At 71.2% G+C, this 10299-nt stretch carries 7 protein-coding genes; 5 read left to right on the top strand and 2 right to left on the bottom strand.

Annotation, left to right across the window (positions count from 1 at the left end; translation table 11 throughout):
- The coding region (gene bioA / locus G4D87_RS26110) for an adenosylmethionine--8-amino-7-oxononanoate transaminase (RefSeq protein WP_163785063.1) at nucleotides 1–1149 on the bottom strand (1149 nt) is incomplete at its 3' end.
- 225 nt (nucleotides 1150–1374) lie between these two features.
- Here bioA and G4D87_RS26105 point away from each other — a divergent pair.
- The 3 genes from G4D87_RS26105 (at nucleotide 1375) to G4D87_RS26095 (ending at nucleotide 4194) form a co-directional block, all read left to right on the top strand.
- Complete coding sequence (locus G4D87_RS26105; RefSeq protein WP_163785061.1) at nucleotides 1375–2169, top strand: acyl-CoA desaturase; 795 nt, start codon at nucleotides 1375–1377, stop codon at nucleotides 2167–2169.
- Between the two features lie 55 nt (nucleotides 2170–2224).
- Nucleotides 2225–3424 carry a GNAT family N-acetyltransferase gene (locus tag G4D87_RS26100; RefSeq protein ID WP_163785058.1) on the top strand — a complete coding sequence of 400 codons (1200 nt, stop codon included), beginning with the start codon at nucleotides 2225–2227 and terminating at the stop codon, nucleotides 3422–3424.
- 83 nt (nucleotides 3425–3507) lie between these two features.
- Nucleotides 3508–4194: a suppressor of fused domain protein gene (locus G4D87_RS26095; protein ID WP_163785057.1), complete on the top strand. Its 687-nt coding sequence runs from the start codon at nucleotides 3508–3510 to the stop codon at nucleotides 4192–4194.
- Here the strand turns inward: G4D87_RS26095 and G4D87_RS26090 are convergent, their stop codons facing one another.
- Nucleotides 4195–6159: an ATP-binding protein gene (locus G4D87_RS26090; protein ID WP_240358619.1), complete on the bottom strand. Its 1965-nt coding sequence runs from the start codon at nucleotides 6157–6159 to the stop codon at nucleotides 4195–4197.
- Nucleotides 6160–6282: 123 nt separating this feature from the next.
- Between G4D87_RS26090 and G4D87_RS26085 the strand changes: the two genes are divergently transcribed.
- Both G4D87_RS26085 and G4D87_RS26080 read left to right on the top strand, forming a co-directional pair.
- On the top strand, nucleotides 6283–7359 hold the full coding sequence (locus G4D87_RS26085; RefSeq protein WP_163785053.1) for a dipeptide epimerase: 1077 nt from the start codon (nucleotides 6283–6285) through the stop codon (nucleotides 7357–7359).
- Between the two features lie 147 nt (nucleotides 7360–7506).
- A partial coding sequence (locus tag G4D87_RS26080; protein WP_163785051.1) for a sigma 54-interacting transcriptional regulator occupies nucleotides 7507–10299 on the top strand: 2793 nt, incomplete at its 3' end.

Below are 10299 nucleotides of genomic sequence, written 5' to 3'. Positions count from 1 at the left end.
ACCCAGGTCCACCGCGCCCACCATTCCCACGGCGCGGGGGCGCACCAGTCCCGGAATCGTGGCGGCCATCCGCTCGAAGGCGGCCTTTACGCGGGGGGCCTTTCGCGCAACCTGCCCCATCACATCCTCGTCCCGGTAGACGGCCAGCACCTCCCGGGCGATGGCGGCGCCCAGCGGGTTCCCACAGTACGAGTGCCCGTAATACAGCGCCCGGTTCGGCGCCCCGAGGAAGCCGGAGAAGACGCGCTCCGAGGCCAGGGTCGCGCCGAAAGGCAGGATTCCCCCCGAGAGGGCCTTCGCCAGACACAGCATGTCCGGCACCACGCCCGCCAGGTCCACCGCGAAGCGTGCGCCCGTGCGGCCCAGTCCCGTGAAGACCTCGTCGGCGATGAGGAAGGTGTCCACCTCGCGCGTGGCCTCGCGCACCGCCCGGACGAAGTCCGGTGAGTACATCACCATGCCCGCCGCGCCCTGCAGCACCGGCTCCAGGATGACGCCCGCAATCTCTTCTGGATGCGCACGCAAGGTGGACTGGACCTGCGCGAAGGCGCGAGCCCAGCCCCCTTCCTCCGCCGGAGAGGGGACGTGCACCACGTCGAAGAGCAGGGGGCCGAAGACTTCCCGGAACAGGGGAACGCCTCCCACGCTGGTGGCGCCCATCGTCTCGCCGTGGAACGCCCCCGACAGGGTGATGAAGCGGGTGCGGCGCGGCTGGCCATTCTGCGCCCAGTATTGCGCCGCCATCTTGATGGCCACCTCCACCGCCGTGCTGCCGTTGTCCGAATAGAAGACGCGGGACAGGCGCTCGGACGCGGGAAGGCCGGGGCGGTCCGAACCGGGGGCGATGGCCGCCAGCTCCGACGCCAGCAGGGCCGCCGGCGCGTGGGTGATGCCCGCCAGGGAGACGTGTGGGAGCGCGGCGGCCTGCTCGGCGAGCGCGCGCATCAGGCGCGGGTGACGGTGGCCCAGCGTGGACACCCACCAGGAGCCGTTCGCGTCCAGGTAGCGCGTGCCGTCCGCGTCATGGAGGTACGCCCCTTCCGAGCGCACCACCACCAGTGGATCCGTCTGCGCGATGTAGGCCTCCATCGCCGTGTAGGGATGCCAGACGTGCGCCTTGTCCAATCTGACGATGTCCGCCCGCTTCACGCGTGTGCTCCTCTCGTGGAACTCAGTGCCCCCTTCCGTACCGGAAGAGCGGGCCACACCGCCGCGCGTCATGTCCTGCCACGGCGCGTTCTACTGATGGCCCCCTGAAGAGGAGCGACCGGGCGCATCGCCCCTCGGGGCAGGGGCGCCGCTCTTCGGCCCTGCGTGACGCGGCCATGACATGCCCGGTGTTACCCCAGTTCAGTCACTGACCGGGGAGCTCGAATGGCCGTCCTCATCTTCTTCGTCTCGCACTGGCTGCTCTGCGTGTTCTTCCAGAGCTTCTTCCAGCACCGGTACGCGGCCCACCGCATGTACACCATGGGGCCGAAGACGGAGCGGGTGATGCACCTGCTCACCTACCTGGTGCAGGGCTCGTCGTACCTGTCGCCCAAGGCGTACGCCATCCTCCACCGCGAGCACCACGCCTTCTCCGACACCGAAAAGGACCCGCACTCGCCCCACTTCTTCAAGGATGTGGCGCGGATGATGTGGCACACCAAGGCGCGCTACGACGACTACGCGGCCGACCGCGGCCAGCCCGAGGCCCGCTTCCTGGGCGGCTACCCGGAGTGGCCGCTCGTGGACACCACGCTGCGCACCTCGTGGCTCGCCTCGCTGGGCTGGGTGGCCTTCTACTCCGCCTTCTACGTGGCGTTCGCCACCTCCCCCTGGCAGTTCCTGCTGCTGCCCCTGCACTTCCTCATGGGCCCCGTGCACGGCGCCATCGTCAACTGGTGCGGCCACAAATACGGCTACCGGAACTTCGCCAGCACCGACAAGTCGCGCAACTCGCTGCCCATGGACTTCCTCTGCATGGGGGAGCTCTTCCAGAACAACCACCACAAGTACGGCAGCAGCCCCAACTTCGCGGCCCGGAAGTTCGAGCTGGACCCCACGTGGCAGGTGATGCGCGTGCTGGCCCTGCTACGCATCATCCGCATCACCACCCCGCAGCGTGCCGTCTGGCCGGAGGCCCGCGAGGCCGCTCGGGCCGGGGGCGCCGCCCGGGCCGCCTGACGGACAGACCAGCAACCCACTGCGGGCATGTGCGGGGCGCGTTAAGAGTGCCCCCGTGCCCGCCGATACCCCGCTCCGTCTCCGCATCCTCGAAGCAGTGACTGACGCCCCGGCCAAAGGCTGGGACGCGCTCGTCGGCCCCGACGCCCCACCCTTCGTCCGGCACGCCTGGCTGGCGGCCATGGAGGAGAGCGGGAGCGCCACCGAGGAGACGGGCTGGGCGCCGCATCACCTCACGCTGTGGCGCGGCCCCAAGCTGGTGGCCGCCGCGCCCGCGTATCTCAAGTTCCACAGCATGGGCGAGTACATCTACGACTTCGGCTGGGCGGATGCCGCCGCCCGGCTCGGGGTCGAGTACTATCCGAAGCTCGTCGTGGGCGGGCCGCTGTCCCCCGCCACCGTCCCTCGCTTCCTCATCGCCCCGGGCGAGGACGTCCCCGCCCTGCGCCGGGCCCTGCTCTCCGCCGCCGCCGAGAGCGCGCAGGAGGCGGGCTGCTCCTCCGTCCACGTCCTGTATCCGACGGGAGACGAGGCGGACTTCCTGGAGGCCGAGGGGCTCGCCCGGCGCATCACCCTTCAATTCCATTGGAAGAACCCGGGCTACGGCAGCTACGACGACTACCTGGCGCGCTTCGACTCCAAGCGCCGCAACCAGCTCAAGCGCGAGCGCGGGGCCGCGGCCACCCAGGGAATTTCCCTGCGCACGGTGCGCGGCGACGCGCTCTCCCAGGTGCACGCCCAGCGAGCCTACGGCTTCTACACCTCCACCTGCGAGCGCCACGCCTGGGGGCAGATTCAGCTCACCCCCGACTTCTTCGCGCGCGTCTTCCGCACGATGCCCGACTCGGTGGAGTTGGTGGAGGCGGTGCGCGGCCAGCAGGTCGTCGCAGGTGCCTTCAACCTGGCCACCCCGGAGCGCCTCTATGGCCGCTACTGGGGCGCCTTCGAGGAGCACCCCTTCCTCCACTTCCACGTCTGCCTGTACCACTCCGTGGAGGACTGCATCCGGACCGGCCGGAAGGTGTTCGAGCCCGGCGCCGGGGGTGAACACAAGGTGTCCCGCGGCTTCGAGCCCACCGCCGTGCACAGCGCCCACCTCATCTTCGACAAGACGCTGGACGGCGCGGTGCGGGGCTTTCTCCGCCGGGAGCACGCTCGGCTGGCGCCCGCCGTGGAGGAGGCCGAGCGCATCTGCGGGCTGAAACCCTGGCCCCTGGCCGCCCCCCCGGGCACCGAAGGGGCTACCGGCACCTGAACGCCCCCGGATTGTCAGCCTGAAGAGACCTCTCCGCGACTTGAAGTTGTGAAACCGGGGTGAGCCTCTAGAGTGTCATCGCCATGAAAGCCCCGGAGACGGACGAAGACTTCATCCAGTGGTACGAAGACTGCTGGGCGGACCGCGACGAAGTCGAGTATCCGAAGATGTTCGGCGCCATTGACGAAGGCGTCTTCACGCTCGACCAGACAGATGCCATCCAGGCGTGGATGGAGAGTGAGCTGGCCCAGGTCCAGGAGGCGGACCCCAACTGGGGTCCCATGGGCGTGCGCGTCGCCCCGCCCAGCGAGAGCTACCCCTACTGGACCTATGTCACCAGCGGACTGTCCAACCCCTTCACCGCCGCGCCCGGTGAGGACATCCCCGACGACGGGCCCAGCGGGCTGGGCTACGAGATGGTCATCCACACGCCCGAAGAGGCGAAGTGGCCGGTGTTCCGGCTGCTGGACATGATGGCCTACAACCTCGTGTCCCTGCGCGCCTTCGCCATGGGCCACCGCTACCCGGTGGAGGGCGCGCTGGATGGTGGCGAGTCCAAGCTGGGCGGCTTCGTGTTCGTCAGGGACCCGGCCCGGCCCGACCACTTCGTGCTCCCCAGCGGCAAGGTGCAGCTGCTCACCCTGGTGGGCGCCACCCGCAACGAGATGGCCTTTGCCCGCTCCAACGGCATGGACAAGCTGATGGCCAAGCTGGTGGCCGCGGGCTCCGGCTACATCACCCAGCCCGACCGGGAAGAGGTGAAGCTGTAGTCACACCGCTTCGCGCGGCGGGGCGTCCTCCACCAACGCGTGCAGGACGCCCAGCTCGAAGGGCTTTTCAATGCGCGGCACCGGCACCGACTGGAGGAAGGTCCGTGCACGCTCGGAGAAGCCCCCGCCCGTCATGAAGACGAAGCGCGCGAGCAGCTCCGGCTGACGCGAGGACAGCGCCTCGTACACGTCCATCCCCGTCAGGTCTCCCATCATCAAGTCACAGAAGATGCGGTCGAAGTCCGCGTCGCGCGCCAGCGTGTCCAGCGCCTCGCGCCCGCTGTGGACGACCACCACCTCGTGACGCGCGCCGAGGATGCGGCCCAGCACCGAGGCGAGCAGCGGCTCGTCATCCACCACCAGCACCCGCTTCCGCCCGGGAAGGTCCTTGTCCTCCGCCACCCGCACGGATGGCGCGTCCGCGTCGGTGGTGGGCAGCCGCACCTGGAAGACACTGCCCAGCCCCGGCGCGCTCGAGGCCGACAATTCGCCCCCCATGCCTCGCACCAGTCCCAGGCTGGTGGACAGGCCGAGTCCAGCGCCCTCCCCCAAGGGGCGGGTGGTGAAGAAGGGCTCGAAGGCGCGCTCCAGGACCTCGGGCGCCATGCCGTGGCCGTTGTCCGCCACCTCCACCACCACCGTCGCGCCGTCCCTCCAGGTGGAGAGCGTCACCTGGTAGCGCGCCACGTCTCCTTCCGGGATGGCCCGCGCGGCGTTGACGAGCAGTTGGAGGAACACCTGCCCCAGCCGCGTCTCGTGCGCCATCACCGTGGGCACCGGGCCCAGGCGCTTCTCCACCCGGGCCCGGTGGCGCAGGTGCGGCATCGCCATGGAGAGGCCGAACTCCAGCGCCGCGTGCACGTCCACGGGTGACAGTTGCGGCTCCTCCGCTCGGGCGAAGGTCTGCAAGTCGCGAACGGTGGTGCGGATGCGCTCGGCGCCTTCCTTCGCCTCGCGCAGGGCCTCCATCGCCTCGCCCAGCGCGCGGGTCCAGGCGGCGCTCACTTCACCCCGCGCCGCGAGGGGCTCGAGCTGCTCCAGCGCGAACTGCAGGTTGCCCACGACGTAGGAGAGCGGGTTGTTGATTTCGTGCCCCACGCCCGCCGCGAGCTGTCCCGCCATGGCCAGCTTCTCCGACTGCACCAGCCGCTCGCGCGCGGCCATGAGCTCGCGGGTGCGCTCGTGGACCAGCGCCTCGGCTTCCAGGCGGCCCGAGTGCTCACGCGACAGGAGCACGTCCCGCTCCGCCTCCGCCTGCTTCCTGGCGGTGACGTCCCGCCCGAAGATGGACACGTTGCCGTTGGCGCCCCAGGCGTGCACCTCATGCCAGCGTCCAGGCGTGGCGCGCCATTCGAAGATGGTGGGGCCCGCACCGCTCGCGACGCGGCGCAGCTCCCGCTCCATCCGCGTGCCCAGCAGCTCCGGGCACGCCTGCCACAGAATCCGCCGGAAGAGCTGCTCCTGCGAGCGCCCGCTGAGCGCCGCGGCCTCGTGGTTCACGTAGGTGACCCGCCAGTCCGCATCCACCGTGAAGAACGCGTCGGGCGTGGCCTCCAGGATGCTCCCCACCCAGTCCAGGGTTTCGCGGACGCCCTCCTCCAGCCGCAGGGCGCTGGTGATGTCACGCAGGCGCAGCAGCACGCCGTCCCGGAGCGGCACCGCCGTCCCCTGAAGCCACGCGTCCCCCTCCTGGAAGCTGTCCGCGGCCGGCCGCCCCGCCTCCACCACGTCCCGGAGCAGGTCCAACCGGGCGGCCAATCCCGAGCCCGGCATCAGCTCGCGCAGCCGCTTGCCGCGCAGCGACTCCGGTGCGGCGTGCCCCAGCGCTCGCGCACCCGCGGGATTCGCCCAGGCCCACTGGAAGTCGACGAGCGCTCCCGCCGCGTCCCGCACGGCGTGCAACACCATGCAGCCCTCGGGCTGGTGGCGCTCCGCTTCCTCGAGCGCCACGAGCAGCACATCCATGTCGGGCGCCGGAGCCGCCTGGAATCGGTCGTTCAGAATGGCTCCATGTCGACACGAATGCGGGGCCGTCACAAGTCCACGCGGCGGACATGTATCAGTTCCCGTTAGGCTCGTCGGCCGCCCATGACGCCCACCCTCATCACCGCCGTGCGCTTCGAGCCGCTGCACCTCCCGCTCACCGAGCCCTTCGCCATCGCCACCGGCGCGCAGCACGCCGCGGAGAACGTCCTGGTGCGGCTCACCCTGGCGGACGGCACCGAGGGCCTGGGCGAGGCCGCCCCCTTCCCCGCCGTCAGCGGCGAAACCCAAGCCAGTACGCTGGCCGCCCTGGAACAGGTGCGCGCGGGACTGGTGGGACAAGACGCTCGCGCGTGGCGGCCCGCGTCCGAGGCGCTGGGGGATTCACTCGCGCTGGCGCCCTCCGCCCGGTGCGCCGTGGAGACGGCGCTGCTCGATGCGCTGGCTCGGCACTACCGCGTTCCGCTGTACGTGATGCTGGGCGGCGCGCAGGCCACGCTGGACATCGACATGACCATCACCGCGGGGGACATGGCCCACGCGCGCAAGTCCGCGAAGTCCATCCTGGCGCGGGGCATCACCACGCTGAAGGTGAAGGTGGGGGCGCTGCCACCCGATGAAGACGCGGCGCGGCTGGTGGCCATCCATGAAGTGGCGCCCCAGGCCCGGCTCTTCGCGGATGCCAACGGCGGCTATGACGTGGCCGAGGCGCTCGCCTTCCTGAAGGCGCTGGAGCGCGCGGACGTTCCCCTGGCCCTCTTCGAGCAACCCGTGCCCGCGCATGACGTGGCCGGCATGGCGGAGCTCACGCGCCGCTCGCGCGTGCCGGTGTGCGCGGATGAGTCGGCGCGCTCGGCGAAGGACGTGCTGCGGCTCATCCGGGAGGGCGCCGCGCATGCCATCAACATCAAGACGATGAAGTGTGGCGTCGTCGAGGCGCTGACGATGTGGAGCCTCGCTCGCGCCGCGGGCCTGGAGCTCATGGTGGGCGGCATGGTGGAGAGCGTGCTGGCCATGTCCGCCTCGGCGCACCTGGCCGCCGGACTGGGGGGCTTCACCTACGCCGACCTGGATACGCCGCTGTTCATCGCGAGCCACCCCTTCCAGGGCGGGGCCCGGTACGCCGGCGCACGGCTGGAGCTGCCAACGGATGCCCCCGGGCATGGCGTCACGCTGGCTTGAGCCGCGCCTCGTCGCACGGCCTGCGAGCAGGCAGGCGCCCGTGTTGAAACCGCTTTGCTGAAGCATTCCAGCGGCGCTGCGCTCTGGCTGGAGGTCGCCGTGGGGGGCCCTTGATGGCGTGTCGGAGCGGCCTCAGGCTTTCCGATTGTGCCTGTCTCTCCTGATGACACCATCGCCTCCCTGCTGCACCCCGCACGTCGCGAGCCCGCGCGCCTGCGTCGACTGACGGTGCTGGCTGCCTGCGCGACGCCTCGGCCACTGCCGGTGAACACGCTCGCCGAAGCCCTGGGGGCGCCGCTCCATGAGGGCGCCCGGCTCGCCTGTGAGGCGGGGCTGTGCACGGTGCTGCCGGGACACCGGCTGGCGCCCACCCGGGCCGCGACGCTCGACATGGCGGTGAACCTGCTGGAAGTGCCCGAGGTCCGCGAGACGTGCGCCCGCCTGGCGCCGCTGGCCGAGGCCTCCGACGAAGCCCTGCTGTTGATGCTGGCGGCGGATCCGCTGGGCCAGGGACGTGAGCAACTCCAGCAGGCGACGGGCCGCGCCGCGGACATGGTGGCGAGCATCCTGTGGGCGCTGGAGCCCACGCCCTCGCACAGCCCGATGCCCGCGCCCTGGAACTTCGCTCCCTGGGGTGAGCAGGCGCGGTGGGCCAGTGCCTTGCTTGCCACGGCCGCGCACGTCCTCGTGCGAGGGGGGCAGGTGGCGTCCGGGCACGCGCTGGTCGCCTGGGCCCTGGGCACCGAAGGACTCGCGGGCCGAATCTCAGAGGACCATGGCTTCCTGGCGCCGACGCATCTGCAGTTCCTTCTCGACGCGGGACAGCGGGAGGCGGGCATCGCGTTCGCGCGCGAGGCGCATCCGGCGCTCGACGGTCCGGAGAACACCTTCTCGCGCCTGATGATGACGGTGCTCGAGGGACGCGTGGCGATGGATGCGGGCGACGACACGCTGGCTCGGCGCCTGTTCACCACCGTGGAGGGACAGGCTCGCGCCGCAGGACTGGACGACCTGGTGGGACTGGCCAAGGTCGCCTTCGCCACGCTGGCCCGGCGCGCGGAGCAGAACACCGCCGCCATCCAGTTGGGGCTCGCCGCGCTGTCCCTGCTGTGCGGCGAGGTCCCCTTCGAGGCCGTGGCCCTGCTGGGCCTGGGACTCGCCTACTCCCGGGAGGGCCGCCACCTGGAGGCCCAGTCCGCGCTCACGCTCGCCCTGCCGGGCCTGGACATCCCCTTCCAGCAGCTCTCCGCCTACCCACAGGCCATCGCCGCCGACTGCTTCCTGGGCGATACCGCGGAGGCGGAGCGCAAGCTGGCCGCGCTCGTGGCGCGCGCCCCCGATTCACCCCAGGCCCGGCTGGCCGTGGGCTTGAGCCGCGCCCAGCTCCACTGCGCTCGCGGCGAGTGGGAGGCGGCCCTCACCACGCTGGACGGACTGAGCGGCGACGAAGCGACGGCGCAGCCTCACCTCTATGCCATCCCCACCGGATGGCTGCGCGTGGAGGCCCTGCTCGCGCTGGGACGGGCCGCGGAGGCCTCTTCCGTCCTGGATGCCCTGGCCCAGCGGCTCTACCTGCGCAACAGCGCCACCCAGCCGGCCCGGCTCCATCTGCTCGATGCCCGGGTCGCCTTCGCCAATGGCGATATGGCTCGTGCGCGCCGAGCCCTGCGCCGCGCGAGCGCCCGTCCCGACCGCCTGAGCGCCCAGGACTTCACGCTGCGGGTCCGCGTCCTCACGCTGCAACTGGCGGAGGCGGGCGGTACCGAGGCGCAGCGGCTGAGCGCTCGGCAGGCGGCGCTCGCGGAGTGGCGGCGGCTCATCGACGCGCTTCCACCCGAGGCCCAGCAGCGCTTCCGCCGCGCCTATGACAGACCTCAATTGCGGACCCTGCTGGGTGAGTCCCCCACGGAAGACGGGTTCGCGCCGCCGTACCTGCGCGGCCGCTCCGCGGTGTTCCGCTCGGCCGTGACGCAGCTGCGCAAGGTGGCTTCCTCCGACGCCAGCGTGCTGCTGTTCGGTGAGACCGGCGTGGGCAAGGAGCTGGCCGCGCGCGCCATCCATGACCTGTCCCGGCGTGCCGCGGACCCCTTCGTCGCCGTCAACTGCGCGGCCATCAACGACGAGCTGCTGCTGTCGGACCTGTTTGGCCACGAGCGCGGCGCGTTCACCGGAGCCATGGCCCGCCAGCGGGGACGCTTCGAGCAGGCCCACGGCGGCACCCTGTTCCTGGACGAGGTGGCCGACATCAGCCCTAGGGGCCAGGCCGCGTTGCTGCGGGCGTTGCAGGAGCGCTCGTTCCAACGCGTGGGCGGCGCGGAGACGGTCCAGGTGGATGTGCGCGTCGTCGCCGCCTCCAACCGGAACCTGGCGAAGGCGGTCCGCGCGGGCGACTTCCGGCAGGACCTCTTCTTCCGGCTCAATGGCATCCAGGTGGAGCTGCCGCCCCTCCGCGAGCGCGATGAGGACGTGCACCTGCTGGCCACGTACTTCCTGGAACAGGCGGCACAGGAGCGCGGGGGCTCGCCGAAGTCGTTCACTCCCGAGGCCACGCGGTTGATGCGCGCCCACCCGTGGCCCGGAAACGTCCGCGAGCTTCACAACGTGGTGCGCGCGGCGGACGTCCTGTCGGATGCGCTCGCCATTGGTGGCGCGGTGCTCGCGCCGCTCTTGCAGCGGGCCCTGGAGTGCGCCGAGCCCCGGCCCACGCCCGCGGCGATGACGGACATCCCCATGCTCTTCCGGCAACATGGGGGTTCCCTCCGCGACTTCCTCGCGGAGGTGCAGCGGCAGTGCATCGCCCAGAGCCTCGTGGAGAATGGCGGCAACGTCGTCGCCACCGCCTCTGCGCTGCGCATCTCCCGCTCCCGGTTGACGCAGGTCGTCCTGGGCAACGCCGAGCTGCGCCGGATGTCCGGGCGGGAGCTGGAGACGCCTCCCGCC

The organism is Myxococcus vastator (assembly GCF_010894475.1).
In the GTDB taxonomy this organism is placed as follows: domain Bacteria; phylum Myxococcota; class Myxococcia; order Myxococcales; family Myxococcaceae; genus Myxococcus; species Myxococcus vastator.
This window is presented reverse-complemented; position numbering and strand designations above follow the sequence as displayed.

Coding starts and splice junctions, on each gene's coding strand:
- G4D87_RS26105 (WP_163785061.1), top strand. CDS start 1,375: ATGGCCGTCCTCATCTTCTTCGTCTCGCACTGGCTGCTCTGCGTGTTC.
- G4D87_RS26095 (WP_163785057.1), top strand. CDS start 3,508: ATGAAAGCCCCGGAGACGGACGAAGACTTCATCCAGTGGTACGAAGAC.
- G4D87_RS26090 (WP_240358619.1), bottom strand. CDS start 6,159: ATGGATGTGCTGCTCGTGGCGCTCGAGGAAGCGGAGCGCCACCAGCCC.
- G4D87_RS26085 (WP_163785053.1), top strand. CDS start 6,283: ATGACGCCCACCCTCATCACCGCCGTGCGCTTCGAGCCGCTGCACCTC.